General features: G+C 73.6%; 14 protein-coding genes. 7 read left to right on the top strand and 7 right to left on the bottom strand.

The genetic code is table 11. The features are described from left to right. Window positions 1–45 precede the first annotated feature (45 nt). Window positions 46–1,158: an esterase-like activity of phytase family protein gene (locus tag ACODT5_RS30185; RefSeq protein WP_422522314.1), complete on the top strand. Its 1,113-nt coding sequence runs from the start codon at window positions 46–48 to the stop codon at window positions 1,156–1,158. Between the two features lie 5 nt (window positions 1,159–1,163). Here ACODT5_RS30185 and ACODT5_RS30180 read toward each other — a convergent pair whose 3' ends face one another. The 3 genes from ACODT5_RS30180 to ACODT5_RS30170 all read right to left on the bottom strand — a co-directional run bounded on the left by ACODT5_RS30180 (window position 1,164) and on the right by ACODT5_RS30170 (window position 5,432). Beyond that, a complete protein-coding gene (locus tag ACODT5_RS30180; protein ID WP_422522313.1) occupies window positions 1,164–2,525 on the bottom strand; it encodes a carboxyl transferase domain-containing protein in 1,362 nt (453 codons plus the stop codon). Between the two features lie 277 nt (window positions 2,526–2,802). Next, window positions 2,803–4,398, bottom strand: a complete 1,596-nt coding sequence (locus ACODT5_RS30175) for a sensor histidine kinase (RefSeq protein ID WP_422522312.1) — start codon at window positions 4,396–4,398, stop codon at window positions 2,803–2,805. Then, window positions 4,395–5,432: a rod shape-determining protein gene (locus ACODT5_RS30170; protein WP_243329362.1), complete on the bottom strand. Its 1,038-nt coding sequence runs from the start codon at window positions 5,430–5,432 to the stop codon at window positions 4,395–4,397. Before ACODT5_RS30170 ends, ACODT5_RS30175 begins: the two co-directional genes overlap by 4 nt. Window positions 5,433–5,674: 242 nt before the next feature. Between ACODT5_RS30170 and ACODT5_RS30165 the strand changes: the two genes are divergently transcribed. Continuing rightward, a complete protein-coding gene (locus ACODT5_RS30165) occupies window positions 5,675–6,517 on the top strand; it encodes an esterase/lipase family protein (RefSeq protein WP_422522311.1) in 843 nt (280 codons plus the stop codon). Here ACODT5_RS30165 and ACODT5_RS30160 read toward each other — a convergent pair. Continuing rightward, the gene (locus tag ACODT5_RS30160; protein ID WP_422522310.1) at window positions 6,514–7,110 is read right to left on the bottom strand and encodes an RNA-binding protein; all 597 of its coding nucleotides are present in this window, start codon (window positions 7,108–7,110) and stop codon (window positions 6,514–6,516) included. The two genes, ACODT5_RS30165 and ACODT5_RS30160, sit on opposite strands and share 4 nt — an antisense overlap. A gap of 79 nt (window positions 7,111–7,189) precedes the next feature. Between ACODT5_RS30160 and ACODT5_RS30155 the strand changes: the two genes are divergently transcribed. Next, the gene (locus tag ACODT5_RS30155; RefSeq protein ID WP_422522309.1) at window positions 7,190–7,954 is read left to right on the top strand and encodes an SCO2400 family protein; all 765 of its coding nucleotides are present in this window, start codon (window positions 7,190–7,192) and stop codon (window positions 7,952–7,954) included. Window positions 7,955–8,025: 71 nt separating this feature from the next. Here the strand turns inward: ACODT5_RS30155 and ACODT5_RS30150 are convergent, their stop codons facing one another. After that, window positions 8,026–8,448: a MarR family winged helix-turn-helix transcriptional regulator gene (locus tag ACODT5_RS30150; RefSeq protein ID WP_385375592.1), complete on the bottom strand. Its 423-nt coding sequence runs from the start codon at window positions 8,446–8,448 to the stop codon at window positions 8,026–8,028. 104 nt (window positions 8,449–8,552) lie between these two features. Here ACODT5_RS30150 and ACODT5_RS30145 point away from each other — a divergent pair, with 104 nt between their 5' ends. The 3 genes from ACODT5_RS30145 to ACODT5_RS30135 all read left to right on the top strand — a co-directional run bounded on the left by ACODT5_RS30145 (window position 8,553) and on the right by ACODT5_RS30135 (window position 11,054). Then, window positions 8,553–9,575: an NADP-dependent oxidoreductase gene (locus ACODT5_RS30145; protein ID WP_422522308.1), complete on the top strand. Its 1,023-nt coding sequence runs from the start codon at window positions 8,553–8,555 to the stop codon at window positions 9,573–9,575. Window positions 9,576–9,641: 66 nt separating this feature from the next. Then, complete coding sequence (locus ACODT5_RS30140) at window positions 9,642–10,064, top strand: organic hydroperoxide resistance protein (protein ID WP_266909067.1); 423 nt, start codon at window positions 9,642–9,644, stop codon at window positions 10,062–10,064. 138 nt (window positions 10,065–10,202) lie between these two features. After that, window positions 10,203–11,054, top strand: a complete 852-nt coding sequence (locus ACODT5_RS30135; protein WP_422522307.1) for an EI24 domain-containing protein — start codon at window positions 10,203–10,205, stop codon at window positions 11,052–11,054. Here the strand turns inward: ACODT5_RS30135 and ACODT5_RS30130 are convergent. Next, window positions 11,044–11,955 (bottom strand): NAD(P)-dependent oxidoreductase, encoded by a 912-nt coding sequence (locus ACODT5_RS30130; protein ID WP_422522306.1) that lies wholly within the window; start codon window positions 11,953–11,955, stop codon window positions 11,044–11,046. The two genes, ACODT5_RS30135 and ACODT5_RS30130, sit on opposite strands and share 11 nt — an antisense overlap. A gap of 97 nt (window positions 11,956–12,052) precedes the next feature. On the opposite strand from ACODT5_RS30130, the gene ACODT5_RS30125 reads away from it, so the two are divergent. Next, a complete protein-coding gene (locus tag ACODT5_RS30125) occupies window positions 12,053–12,403 on the top strand; it encodes a winged helix-turn-helix transcriptional regulator (protein ID WP_422522305.1) in 351 nt (116 codons plus the stop codon). Between the two features lie 16 nt (window positions 12,404–12,419). Here the strand turns inward: ACODT5_RS30125 and ACODT5_RS30120 are convergent, their stop codons facing one another. Then, window positions 12,420–13,154 (bottom strand): class I SAM-dependent methyltransferase, encoded by a 735-nt coding sequence (locus ACODT5_RS30120; protein ID WP_422522304.1) that lies wholly within the window; start codon window positions 13,152–13,154, stop codon window positions 12,420–12,422. Between the last annotated feature and the right edge of the window lie 80 nt (window positions 13,155–13,234).

The raw sequence follows: 13,234 nt of genomic DNA, 5'->3' as shown, positions 1-13,234 counted from the left end.
ACCCCCCGCCTCGCACCTCCCCTTTGATCCAGGAGGAAGGCCTTCATGCGCCTTCGTACGCTCGTCACCACCGCCGTGGCCACCGCCGCGCTCTGCGGAACCCTCGTTCCGCAGGCCCTCGCGGCCTCCGCGGCCCGCACGGCCCCCGGGGCGCCGAAGGAGGACCGTTCCTGCTCGCCGTACCTCTCGGTCGCCGGCTACTCGGACTCCCTCGACAAGACCCTCGTCGAGGGGAAGCTGGTCGGCGGGCTCTCCGGGCTCTCGGTGGACCGGGACGGCAGCATCGCCGCCATCTCCGACAAGTCGGTCCTGTACAAGCTGAACGTGGGCCGCGGCGACACCCCGACGGCCACGGCCGCCGCGCGGCTGCCGCTGACCGACGGCGCGGGCAAGGCCCTCGACTCCGAGGGGATCGTCGTCGACCGCGACGGCACCTACCTGGTGACGGACGAGACGTCCCCGGCGATCCGGCGGTACGCCCGCACCGGTGAGGTGCTCGGCTCGCTGCCGATCCCGGACGGGTTCAAGCTCGCACCCGCGGGCCGGGCCACCGTCAACCAGACCTTCGAATCGCTGACCCTGCTGCCCGGCGGACACACCCTCGTCGCCGGAGTCGAGGGCGTGCTGGCCGGCGACGGCAAGGACGCGCAGGGGCGGACGCTCCAGCGGATCCAGACCTGGGAACGCCGGGGCCGGAGCGGCGAGTTCGTCCTGGGCCGGCAGTACGCCTACCCGGTGGACGCCGGGCACGGGCTGGTGGAGCTCGCGCCGACGCGCGACGGCCGGCTGCTCGTGCTGGAGCGCGGGTTCACACAGCAGTTCAAGATCACGGTACGGCTGTACCTCGCCGATCCCCTGGGAGCCACGGACACCTCGAAGGTGACGGCCCTGGCGGACGGTCCCGGTCTGCGGACCGCGCGCAAGACGCCGATCGGCGACCTCGACGGCTGCCCGACGCTGGGCGCGCCGTCCAAGCTGCCGCAGAACCACCCGCTGGTCGACAACGTCGAGGGCATGGTCGTCACGGACGACGACGGCCGCGCCGGGTCCGGACGGGTCCGGCTGCTGCTGGTCAGCGACGACAACGAGTTCCCGCAGGAGATCACCCGGCTCTACCGGCTGGACGTGAAGCTGCCGGCCCGGAGCTGGGGGCGCTAAGCCGTCTAGGCCGTCGGCTCCTCCTCCTCCGCGGGGGAGACGATGCCGCGGGCGACCCCCAGGGCGACCAGGTCCTGGGGGCGGACGCGCAGCTGGTCCGCCGTCGCCGGAGCCGACTCCGGGGGGCGCTTGAGGATGGCCGCCGCCAGTTCGGGGGCGATCACCGAGAAGTAGCTGTCCGGGGTGACCCAGGTGTTCCCCGGCGCCGCCAGGGCCAGGGCGCCGCCCGAGCCGCCCTCGCCGATGAGGAGCGTGGTGACGGGGACCGCGGCCGAGGCGAGCGCCGCGAAGGCGTCGGCGATGGCCGCGCCCGCGCCCGCGTGCTCGGCGGCGGCGTCGTTGGCCGCGCCCGGGGTGTCCACGAGGGTGAGCACCGGGATCCCGAGCCGGTCCGCGAGCCGGATGACACGGGCCGCCGTACGGTACCCGGCCGGGCGGGTGGCGGTGCCGCACTGGGCGGCGTAGGCCACGGCCCGGCCCTCGCGGAGCCCGAACCCGCACAGCATCCCGGGGTCGGTGCCGCCCGCCCGGTCGCCCGAGAGAGGGAGGCGGAGCTCGAAGTACGCGTCCAGGTACCGCCCCGCGCGCGGCCGGCCGGGGTGCCGGGCCTGCCGGACGGCGTCCCACCCCGTGGGCGGCAGCGCTACGGCGGACAGCGCGGCGGGGGGTTCCACGGGCTCGGGGGAGCGGGGCGCGGCGAGCACCCGCAGCCAGGCCGCCAGGGTCGCCGGGAGCTCCGGTGCGGGAACGACGGCGTCCACGTGCCCGGCGGCGTACTGCCCCTCGGCGGTGTAGGCGGCCGGATCCGCGTCCGGCGGCCGCACCCGGGACCCGGCGAACCCGACCTGCGCCCCGGGCAGCGCGAGGATCACGTCGGCCCCCGCCCCGAGGGTGGCCCAGCCGCCGCCGGTGGTGGGGTCGCGCAGGACGGCGATCTGCGGGAGGCCGGCGGCGCGGGTGAGGGCGGACTGGCGGGCCACGCGCTGCAGTTGGGTCAGCGCGAGCATGCCCTCCTGCATGCGGGAGCCGCCGGTGGCGATGAGGGAGACCAGGGGGAGGCGGTGGGTGCGGGCGTGGGCGTACGCCGCCTCCAGGCGGTCGCCGGTGCGGTGGCCCAGGGACCCGCCGAGGAAGCCGAACTCGAAGGAGATCACGGTGGCTTCGTGGCCGCCGAGGAGGGCGGTGCCGGTGACGACGGACTCGTCCTCGCCGGTGCGGGCGGCGGCCCGGGCGCGGGAGTCGTCGTAGCCGGCCCAGCCGAGGGGGCCGTCGGGGGCGGAGTTCCCCGGCGGGGTGGGGAGTTCGGTGAAGGTGCCGGGGTCTGTGGCGGAGGCGATGGCGGCGCGGGCCGAGGGGCGGGTCGTCACGCCGCCAGCGTACGGGCCGCCGCCTGCTGCCCCGCTCGCGCGGTGGCGGGCCGACCCTGCGGGGCGAAGTCCCCGACCCGCCCTTCCACCGTTCCCCGGGCGCTGCCCGGACCCGGTCCTCAAACGCCGGACGGGCTGGGTGCATCCAGCCTCGCCGGCGTTTGAGGCGCGGGGTCTGGGGCGGAGCCCCAGGGGGTCCGGGCGCAGCCCGGGGAACGGGCGAAGGGTGGGTAGGGGACTTCGCCCCGCAGGGCCAACCGGCCGCCGGCCGCCGGGGTCAGAGCGGGGCTTCCCAGGTCAGGGTGGTGCCCCGAGTGCCCGATTCCGTACGGCCGTCGTCGGAGACGGTGAGGCGGACCCGGGAGGGGACCGCGTCGACCTCGACCTCGATGGAGGTGACCTCCGCGCGGCGGTGCGCCGCGGCCAGCGCCCCGCGCAGGGCGCCGAGCAGCTCACCCGCGACCGGATCCGGCAGCAGCGCGTCCACCGTGCCCGCGAAGTGCACCGACGGCTGGAAGCCCAGCAGGACCGCCGCCCCGCCGGTCTCCCGCAGGACCCGGCCGCGGAAGGTGGTCGGGGCGTCCGTCGGGGGCTGCTGGAGGGCGAAGATGGCCGTGCGGACCTCCTGGATGGTGGAGTCGAGCTCGTCCACGGCCCGGCTCAGCTCCTCGCCGACCGTGTCCCCGGTGGGTGCCTTGTCGGAGCGCCGCCGGGTGCTCTCCAGCATCATCTCCGTCGCGAACAGCCGCTGGACGACCAGGTCGTGGAGGTCACGGGCGATGCGGTCCCGGTCCTCGTAGACGGCCAGTTGCTCGCGGTCGTGCTGCGCGTCCGCCAGGACCAGGGCCAGCGCGGCCTGGGAGGCGAACTGCGAGGCCAGCAGCCGGTCCACGGCGTCGTAGGCGGGGCCGCCGCGGACGCGCGGCAGGGCGAGCGTGCCGATGAGCTGCCCGCCGCTCTGCAGGGGCAGCATCATGCTGGGGCCGAAGCGCTCCCGTACGTGCGTGGTCATCCGGGGGTCCGTCGCCGAGTCGTCGATGAAGACCGGCTCGCCGCCCAGGAGCTGTTCCAGGACCGCCGAGCCCGGGGCGATGGCCGTGCCCACCAGGTCCCCGGGGTCCCCGTGCGTGGAGGCGGCCACGATCTCCATGCCGCCCTCGGGGGTCGGCTGGAGGACGACCCCGGCCGCCGCGTCGGCCAGCAGCCGGGCCCGTTCGGCGACGCACATCAGCGCGTCGGCCGCCGGGCGGCCCGCCAGCAGGGTGGTGGTCACGGCGGCGGCGCCCTCGATCCAGCGCTCCCGGCGGCGCGCGGTCTCGTACAGCCGGGCGTTGCCGATCGCTATCCCCGCCTGCGAGGCCAGGACGCGCAGCAGCGCGAGGTCCTCGTCCGTGAACGGGCCGCCGCCCTGTTTGTCGGTGAGGTAGAGGTTGCCGAAGACCTCGGTGTGGACCCGGATCGGGACGCCGAGGAACCCCTTCATCGGGGGGTGCCCCGGCGGGAAGCCCGCCGCGCGGGGGTCCTGGTTCAGGTCCTCCAGCATCAGCGGGCGCGGATCGGTGATCAGGGCGCCGAGCAGGCCGGAACGGCCGTCCGGCAGCCGGCCGATCGCGGTCTTCTCGGCCTCGGTCAGACCGGAGGTGAACAGCGCGGTCAGCCGGACGCGCTCGGGGTCGACGACCCCGAGCGCTCCGTACCGTGCCGCGCACAGGTCGGTCGCCGAATCCACGATGTGCTGGAGGGTGGTCCGCAGTTCGAGTTCGGAGCCGACGTTGAGGACCGCTTCCAGGAGGACGGGCAGGCTGGCGACTTGGCGGGCGGCGAGGTCGTTCCCGTCCCGGGGGGCCGCCGGGGACGACTCGGCCCGCGTCATTCGGCCAGGGGGTTCAGAACCATGGGGGAGATCTTCCCTTCGATCATCATGCCGAGGCCCAGTACCGCGCAGACGTCGGGGCGTTCCGCGATGGCCACGGGCATTCCGGTGGCGTCGCGGAGCATCTGGTCCAGGCCCGGCAGCAGGGCGCTGCCACCCACCATCATGATCCCTCGGTCCGTCAGGTCGGCCACCAGGTCCGGCGGGCAGTCGCGCAGCACCTTGCCGATGCCGTCGAGCACGGCGGTCAGCGGGGTGTAGATGGCGTCGCGGACGGCCGCGGTGTCGACGTTGACGGAGCGGGCCAGTCCGGTGGACACGTCGCGGCCGTGGATGAGGGTGGAGGCCGGGCCCTCGGCGGTGATGCCGTTGCCGTGCAGGGCCAGTTGGAGCGGGCGGACGGCCTGGCTGGGCAGCATCAGCTCGTGCGCGTGGCGCAGGTGCTGGACGACGGCGTGGTCGATGGCCTCGCCGCCGACGGGGATCCGCACGGCGGTGACGATCGAGCCGAGGGAGAGGACGGCGACCTGGGTGGCGGCGGCCCCGCACACCATGATCATCGTCGCGGTCGGCTGCTCCACGGGCAGTCCGCAGCCGACGGCCGCCGCGATCAGGGTGTCGACGAGTTCGACGCGGCGGGCTCCGAGCCCGACCATCGTCTCCACCGCCGCGCGCTGGGCGAGCGGGTCGGCGTCGTGCGGGGTGCAGGCGGCGGCCCGGAGCCGGGGCTTGCGGCGCAGGGCGCGCCGCAGCTTCTCGCCGAGGAGGTGGCGCAGCATGCGCTGGGCCATCTCGATGTCCACGACGGTGCCGCCGGAGACGGGGCGGACCACGCGGATGTAGTCGGGCGTGCGGCCGGTCATCCGCTCGGCGAAGGTGCCGACGGCGATGAGTGCACCGGTCCGCGTGTTCACGGCGGCGACACTGGGCTCGTCCACGACCAGGCCGAGGCCCTTGACGTAGACGCGGGTCCTGGCCGCTCCGAGGTCGACGGCCACGTGGCAGCGGCGCAACTGCTCAAGACTGACGGTCACGGCAGATCCTCCCGAGAGCACTGACGCAAGAAGACCGGCGGGTGCCGGTCACACTTCGTATCTTCTCGGGTGAATTACCCGTATTGCCCGATTTGATGCTCCGGGTGGGGGGTGTCGTGAGATACGGAAGGGTCACGAGGGGTGCGGGTGGGTGCTGCACGGGGGTGGAATTCTGCGACGCCAGGCGCGACCATGCCCGCACCGATCGTGCTACTCGCGCGTAACAAGGTAAAGGGGACTCGATGCTGACGGTCCGCCAGCGACTGCTGGCCCTGCTGACGCTCTGCCTGGCGCTGCTCGCGGCGCCCGCACTCCCGGCCCAGGCCGCCGGACCGTCCTCCGGTCCGCCTTCCGGCGCGGCTTCCGGCGCGCCGCGGTCCGGCTCGGCTTCCGGCCCCGCCCAGGCCCAGGCCCAGGCGCAGGCGCAGGCGCAGGCCCCGGCGCAGGCTCCCGCCGGCGCCCAGTCCCAGCCCGCCTCCGCCCCGGCCGTCGCGCGCAATCCGGTGGTCTTCGTGCACGGCTACAACGCCGACCCCGGCGTCTGGGGCTCCCTGCGCGAGGACCTGCGCGCCGACGGATACGCGGACTCCGAGCTCTTCTCCTTCGGCTACGACACCCACCAGTCGGTCAACGAGGTCCTCTCCGGACGGCTCGCCGCCTACGTGGACGAGGTCCGCCGGCAGACCGGCGCCGCCCGGGTGGACCTGGTCGCCCACTCCTTCGGCTCGCTGGTCACCCGCTGGTACGTGAAGTTCGGCGGCGGCGGCTCGTACGTGGACCGCTGGGTCTCCCTGGCCGGCCCCAACCGCGGCACCTCCACCGCCTGGGCCTGCGCCCTGTGGGACCAGGCCTGCCGGGACATGACCCCCGGCTCGTACGTGGTGAAGAACCTGAACTCCGGTGACGAGACCCCCGGCACGGTCGGGTACGCCACCTTCTGGTCCCACTGCGACGAGGTCATCAACCCCGACGACAGCGTCCCGCTCACCGGGGCCCTGAACACCCCCGTCGGCTGCCTCAAGCACAACGACCTGCTCGGCGACGACCCCACCTCGGCGGGCGTACGGTCCTTCCTGCGTTCCTAGCCGTATGCCTGCTCCACGGACACTTCCTGGAGCAGGCCGTACGTGAACTCCGCGACGCAGGCCCGCCCCGACGCGGTGAACGCGAGGCGCCACCGCGTCGGTGCGGTGCCCTCCATCGGGCGGACGGGGGCGAAGGCCCGCGCCACCTCGTCGACCGTCGCCGACCAGGGCAGCAGGTCCTCGGGCGACTCCAGTACGGGACCGGGCGCGCCCGGGGCCCGGACCAGCCACTCGTTCCAGACGGCCCCGTCCGGCGCGGCGAGCACCTCGAAGCGCAGATCGGGCCAGAGCGGCACCGGCCACAGCAGGGCCTCGCACGTCAGGTCGCCGATCGTGCGGGAGGTGACGGCCTCGGGCGGGCCGAGCACCGAGCGGTAGCGGGCCAGGGCGCCCCGGGAGCGCGGCGAGCGCACCATGGCCTGCCAGCGCTTGTTGGCCTCCCGCTGCTCTGCGAGGGAGGCGCCGAGCCGCCGTCTGGCCTCCTCCGCGAGTCCCGGCTGGAAGTCCGCCATCCGGCGCAGCAGCACCAGTTGGAAGCCGGCGGGGCCGAAGGGGCCCGGGGGGAGGGGTGGTGTCCCCGGAGTCTTCGTCATGGACCCGAACCCTTCCACACAAGATCCTCACGATCCCGGTACACGGCCGTTGTGAGTGAACGCGTAGCCTGCGGGCGCCATGGACTATTGCATCGCCTGCCGCAGGTACCTCAACGGCGCGCTGGCGTGCGCCGGATGCGGGACCCCGGCCGAACACCTGATATCCGCCGCGCCCGTCGCGCCCGCCCCCGGCTCCGCCGCCGGGTTCGCAAGCGACCCGGCCGCGCTCGCCGACGTGTACGCCGACTCCCTCGTCGTGCTGTCCGGGGAACGGGGGCAGGGCCAGGGCCGGGCCCAGGGGCGCGCCGCCGCCCGCCGCCGGACGGGGCACCGCCGACGCCGCCGGACCGCGCTCACCGTGGGGCTCGGGCTGATGCTCGCCGCCGGAGCCTCCCTGGGCCTGGCCCGGCTGGCGACCGACGGGGAGCGCACCGACCGGGCGGCCACGGTGGTGCTGACCGACGAGGCGGGTCCCGCGGAGCCGGCTCCGCTGCCCGGCCTGACGGGGGATCCGGTCGCGCCCTCGGGGACGGCTTCGGCAAAGGGTCCGGCCGCCGGCTCCGGGAAGGGCACGGCCGGGGGAGCGAAGCCGGGCGGCGCGGGCCGGAGCACCGAGGGCTCGACGGCCGGGTCGTCGGGCTCGGCCTCCGGGGCGGGGCCGTCGCGCAGGGCTTCGCGGACTCCCACGTCCGCCGCCCCGACCGCCTCGCGGTCCGGTCGCTCCGCGACTCCCAGCGCGAGCTCGAAGGGACCCAAGGGGAAGCCCCCCAAAAAGCCGGGCCAGTCCGAGTCGCCGTCTCCGTCCCCGTCGCCCACCCGCGACTGCTGGTGGTTCTGGTGCTGACGGCCTGACCGCCCACGGACGACCCGCGTACGACCTGCGGGCCGCCCGTGGGCCCAGCCTTGCCCTCAGCCTCAGCCCAGCATCCGCCTGAGCAGGTCCCGCAGGACCGCGCGCTCGGCCGTGGAGAGCCCGGCCAGCGGCTCCCGGGCGAAGTCCAGCGACTCGCGCAGCCGGTCGGCGGTCTGCAGGCCGTCCTCGGTGGGCGCGGCCAGTTTCACCCGGCGGTCGGCCGGGTCGGGGCGGCGCTCGACCAGCCCGCGGCTCTCCAGGCGGTCCACGATGCCGGTGATGTTCGACGGCTCGCAGCGCAGCTTCTGCGCGATCTTGCGCATCGGCATGGGCTCCAGGGAGAGCAGGTTCAGTACGCGGGCCTGGGCGCCGGTGAGCTGGTGGCTGGAGGCCGCGTGCTCGTACTCCTGGTGGTAGCGGGTCACGACGTCGCCGATGAGCTCGACGACTTCGAGGGTCAGGGGATCTGCGCGACGGCTGGGCATGGATCCAGCGTACCCATTTACTTGACAACATGAAATATCCAGGCGCATGGTTGTTTCACGTCCTGAAGCATTTTGCACTTCTTCCCCCATCCAGGAGTGACGCCATGTCCGAGATCCCCGCCGTCAGCCGTGAGTGGCACCTCGTCCGCCGCCCGCAGGGCTGGCCCGTCGCCGAGGACTTCGCCCTGCGCGAGGTGCCGGTCAGTGCCGAGCCCGCCGCCGGCCGGATTCTGGTGCGCAACCTCCACATGTCCGTGGACCCGTACATGCGCGGCCGGATGAACGACGTGAAGTCGTACGTCCCGCCCTTCCAGCTCGACAAGCCCATGGACGGCGGCGCGGTCGGCGAGGTCGTGGCCTCGGCCGACGAGCGCTTCGCGGTCGGCGACCACGTGCTGCACGGTCTGGGCTGGCGCGAGTACGCGGACGTCGACGCCAAGTACGCCACCCCGGTGGACGCCTCGCTCGCCCCCCTCTCCGCCTACCTCGGCGTCCTCGGCATGCCGGGCCTGACCGCCTACGCCGGGCTCCTCGAGGTCGCCTCCTTCAAGGAGGGCGACTCCGTCTTCGTCTCCGGCGCGGCCGGTGCGGTCGGCAGCCTCGTCGGCCAGTTCGCGAAGATCAAGGGCGCCTCCCGGGTGATCGGCTCCGCCGGCTCCGGCGAGAAGGTGACCCTCCTCACAGAGAAGTACGGCTTCGACGCCGCCTTCAACTACAAGAGCGGCCCCGTCGCCGAGCAGCTGAAGGAGGCCGCGCCCGAGGGCATCGACGTCTACTTCGACAACGTCGGCGGGGACCACCTGGAGGCCGCCATCTCCTCCCTGAAGGTCCACGGCCGGGCCACCCTGTGCGGGGCGATCGCCCAGTACAACGCCACCGAGCCGGTGCCCGGCCCGCGCAACCTCGCCCTCGTCATCGGCAAGCGCCTGCGCCTGCAGGGCGTGCTGGTCGGGGACCACGCGGGACTGCAGCCGCAGTTCGTCCAGGACGTGGCCGGCTGGCTGCGTTCCGGGCAGCTCGTCGCCGACGAGACGGTGGTCCACGGAGTGGAGAACGCCACCGACGCCTTCCTCGGAATGCTGCGCGGTGACAACACCGGAAAGATGATCGTTTCTTTCACCGGTTAGGCTCACTGCACACCGCCGTGACGCGTGGGCGCGAGTCCCGGCGATTTACCAGGAGGATTTCCTTACATGTCCATCCAGCAGTCCGACGTCGCGTACACCGCTGTTGCCACCGCCGAGAACGGCCGTGACGGTCGCGTCGCCACCAACGACGGTCGCCTCGAGGTCGTCGTGAACCCGCCGAAGGAGCTCGGTGGCAGCGGCGAGGGCACCAACCCCGAGCAGCTGTTCGCCGCCGGCTACAGCGCCTGCTTCCAGGGTGCGCTCGGCGTCGTCGCCCGCAACGAGAACGCCGACATCACCGGCTCCACGGTCACCGCCGAGGTCGGCATCGGCAAGAACGACGACGGCTTCGGCATCATCGTCAAGATCTCGGCCTCCATCCCGAACGTGGACGCGGCCACCGCCAAGGACCTCATCGAGAAGGCCCACCAGGTCTGCCCGTACTCCAAGGCGACCCGCGGCAACATCACGGTCGAGCTCGCGGTCTGATCTCCGACCCGCTCGACCGGTCCGTCCGGTTCGTCCGGTACGACCGCTCCATCGAAGGCCGCACCCCGGCACCGGGGTGCGGCCTTCGGCATGCCCCGGCGTCCGCCCGCCCGGACGCCCGCCCCTAAACTGGGAACCATGCGTGATCTTGCGGGGGGATTCGGCTATCTGCTGGCCGGACAGCGATGGGTACTGGGACACGGCCGGTGGCTGGGCTTCGGGCTGCTGCCTGGGCTCGTCTCGCTGGTCCTTTACGCCGGAGCGCTCATCGGTCTCGGCTACGGCGCCGACGACCTGACGGCCTGGGCGACCCCCTTCGCCGACGGCTGGTCCTCCCCGTGGCTCGGCCTCTTCCGCGGCTTCCTGACCGCCCTGGTCTTCTGCCTCGGACTCTTCCTCGCGGTGATCACCTTCACCGCCGTGACCCTGCTCGTGGGCCAGCCGTTCTACGAGTCCCTCTCGGAGCAGGTCGACCGGACCGAGGGCGGCGAGGTCCCGGAGTCGGGCCTCACGCTCGCCCAGGAGCTGTGGATCTCCGCCCGCGACAGCCTGCGGATCCTGGGCCGGGTGCTGCTCTTCGGCATCCTGCTCTTCGCGCTCGGCTTCGTGCCCGTGATCGGGCAGACCGTGGTCCCGGTGCTCGGCTTCTGCGTCTCCGGCTTCTTCCTCGCCCAGGAGCTCACCTCCGTCGCCCTGATGCGCCGCCGGGTCCAGCTCACCGAGCAGCTCGCGCTGCTGCGCGGGCGGCGGATGCTGGCCCTCGGCTTCGGGGTGCCGCTCGTCGTGTCCTTCCTGGTGCCGCTGGTCGCCGTGTTCCTGATGCCGGGCGCGGTGGCCGGGGCGACGCTCATGGTCCGGGACCTGGTGGGCGAGGACGCGGAGCAGGGGCCGGAGCAGGCGCAGGGCCAGGGCCAGGGCCAGACGCAGGCCCAGACGCAGGGCCAAGGTCAAACGCAAGGCCAGGGTCAGGGCAAGCGGCTCAGCGCCTGAGCAGAGTGATCGCCCCGGCGGTGTCCTCGCCGGAGTGGGCCGCCGGGTCGGCCGCCAGTCGCTCCCGCATCAGGTCCAGGTACGGACTGATCAGCTCGGGGCTGACCCCCTGCTCCGCGGCGGTCCGCAGGTAGGTGGCGCTCGCCGTGACCTGCATGGCCAGGTTCGACTCGACGCCCGTGGTGAAGTCCCCCGAAACCAGCCGCTCGGCGGCGGCGCCCGCGAAGAAGCCCATCGCCCCCAGCCACTCGGTCAGCAGCGGCGCCAGGTCCTCGGGGGAGATGTCCTCGCCCTCGATCAGCGCGTAGGCGTGCGAAATCCCGGCGAAGAGTCCGGTCATCGCGCTCAGCAGGGCCACGTCGTGCAGGGCCGCGTGCCCGGGGTCGGAGCCGACGAAGCGGGCGCCGGCCGGGACCTCCAGGGTGCTCCGGTGGGTCTCGAACAGGTCGGGGGAGCCGCTGTAGAAGACGTACCCGCCGGCCGCGGGAGCGCCGATCATCGACGGGGTGGCCATGATCCCGGCGTCGAGGAACCGGGCCCCGCGCTCCTGGGCCCACGCGGCCCGGGCGCGGCCGTCGGCGGGCGTGCCGGTGGTCAGGTCGACCAGGTCCTTGCCGGCGAGGTCCAGGCCCTCCAGTGCCTCGCCGACGCTGGCGTGGTCCAGCAGGCAGACCACGATCAGGCCGTTCGCCGCCACCGCCTCGGCGGGGCTCGCGGCGACGACGGCGCCTTCGGCCGCGAGGGCCTCGGCCTTGGCGGGGGTGCGGTTCCAGACGGTGAGGGGGTGCCCGGCGGCGAGCCAGGTGCGGGCGAGGGCGGTGCCCATCGAGCCGAGCCCGAGGAGGGTGAGCGGGGTCTTCGTGCCGGTCTGCGTACGGGTCTTCGTGCTGGTGTCGGTCATGCCGTTTAGCCTGGTGGAGAGCCGCCAGGTGCTCAAGTACGCACTTCGGAGTGGGTGGTTACCCCGAGGTGAGCGAACAGGTGGGGAGGGGTGCGTGATGGCCACGACACAACGGCCCGGTGCGGATCACTGCGGGATCGCCGCGGCGATGTCCGTGATCGACGGCAAGTGGAAGGTGTCGGTGCTGTGGGAGCTGGAGCAGTGCCCGCGCCGCTTCGGCGAACTGCGCCGCCTGGTCCCGGGGGTCTCGGAGAAGGTGCTCGCGGCCCAGCTGCGCGAGCTGGAGACGGACGGCATCGTCCACCGCGAGGTCTACGAGGAGGTCCCGCCGCGCGTGGAGTACTCCCTGACCCCGCTCGGCCACGACCTGAACGAGGCCCTGGAGGCCCTGGGCGCGTGGGGCGCGAAGCACCTGCTCCCCGACGCCGCCCAGACGGTCCCCGCGTGAGGCAGGGGCCCGGCCCTCACTCCGGGCGGCGGAACAGCGCCGTCCACAGGAAGGCCTCGCCGAAGGTGCCGGAGGAGGCGGGCTCGTCGTTCATCCGGCGCAGCTCCACCTCGGTGAGGCCGTCGAAGACCCAACGCAGTGCCTCCGGGGTGTACGCGAGCCCGCCTTCGAGGCGGGCCCTGCCGTAGAACTCCGCGTCGGGCAGCTCGGAGCCCATCGCGCCGGAGGCGAAGCAGGTCAGGGCGAAGCGGCCGCCGGGCGCCAGCAGCCGGTCCAGCAGGGCCAGGTAGCTGACCCGGCGGTGCGGCGGCAGGTGGTGGAAGCAGCCCGAGTCGTAGATCAGGTCGTACGGGCCCACGAGTCCGGTGCCGGCCGCGCCGAAGGCGTCCCCGTGGTGGAAGCGGATCCGGGCCCCCGCGGTGCGGGCCCGCTCCCCGGCCCAGGCCAGGGCCGCCGGGGAGAGGTCGACGGCGTCCACCTCGAAGCCCCGGGCGGCCAGGTGCAGGGCGTTGCGGCCGGGACCGCAGCCCAGGTCCAGGGCGCGGCCGGGCGCGGGGATCAGCCCGCGGTCGAGGCAGGAGACCAGGTTCTCGTCGGGCTTCGCCGCGAAGAACGGCACCGGCCGCTCGCGGTCCGCGTAGAAGCCGTCCCACCAGGCGGAGCCCCCGGCCGTCCAGCGGTCCGCCTCCGGTGCGAAGAGCCCGTCCATGAGGGCGAGCACGTCGTCGACACTGCGTATGTTCCGGTCCATCCGAACCCCCTTCACTCTGTCCCCGATTTTATCGACGAACAGGATGAAATCCCAGGTCAGATGGGGTGTGGAGAGTGGCT

This window comes from Streptomyces tatrensis, assembly GCF_049310065.1.
Lineage (GTDB): Bacteria > Actinomycetota > Actinomycetes > Streptomycetales > Streptomycetaceae > Streptomyces.
This window is presented reverse-complemented; position numbering and strand designations above follow the sequence as displayed.

Coding starts and splice junctions, on each gene's coding strand:
- ACODT5_RS30175 (WP_422522312.1), bottom strand. CDS start 4,398: ATGACGCGGGCCGAGTCGTCCCCGGCGGCCCCCCGGGACGGGAACGAC.
- ACODT5_RS30165 (WP_422522311.1), top strand. CDS start 5,675: ATGCTGACGGTCCGCCAGCGACTGCTGGCCCTGCTGACGCTCTGCCTG.
- ACODT5_RS30130 (WP_422522306.1), bottom strand. CDS start 11,955: ATGACCGACACCAGCACGAAGACCCGTACGCAGACCGGCACGAAGACC.
- ACODT5_RS30150 (WP_385375592.1), bottom strand. CDS start 8,448: ATGCCCAGCCGTCGCGCAGATCCCCTGACCCTCGAAGTCGTCGAGCTC.
- ACODT5_RS30155 (WP_422522309.1), top strand. CDS start 7,190: ATGGACTATTGCATCGCCTGCCGCAGGTACCTCAACGGCGCGCTGGCG.
- ACODT5_RS30125 (WP_422522305.1), top strand. CDS start 12,053: ATGGCCACGACACAACGGCCCGGTGCGGATCACTGCGGGATCGCCGCG.
- ACODT5_RS30120 (WP_422522304.1), bottom strand. CDS start 13,154: ATGGACCGGAACATACGCAGTGTCGACGACGTGCTCGCCCTCATGGAC.
- ACODT5_RS30135 (WP_422522307.1), top strand. CDS start 10,203: ATGCGTGATCTTGCGGGGGGATTCGGCTATCTGCTGGCCGGACAGCGA.
- ACODT5_RS30145 (WP_422522308.1), top strand. CDS start 8,553: ATGTCCGAGATCCCCGCCGTCAGCCGTGAGTGGCACCTCGTCCGCCGC.
- ACODT5_RS30160 (WP_422522310.1), bottom strand. CDS start 7,110: ATGACGAAGACTCCGGGGACACCACCCCTCCCCCCGGGCCCCTTCGGC.
- ACODT5_RS30140 (WP_266909067.1), top strand. CDS start 9,642: ATGTCCATCCAGCAGTCCGACGTCGCGTACACCGCTGTTGCCACCGCC.
- ACODT5_RS30185 (WP_422522314.1), top strand. CDS start 46: ATGCGCCTTCGTACGCTCGTCACCACCGCCGTGGCCACCGCCGCGCTC.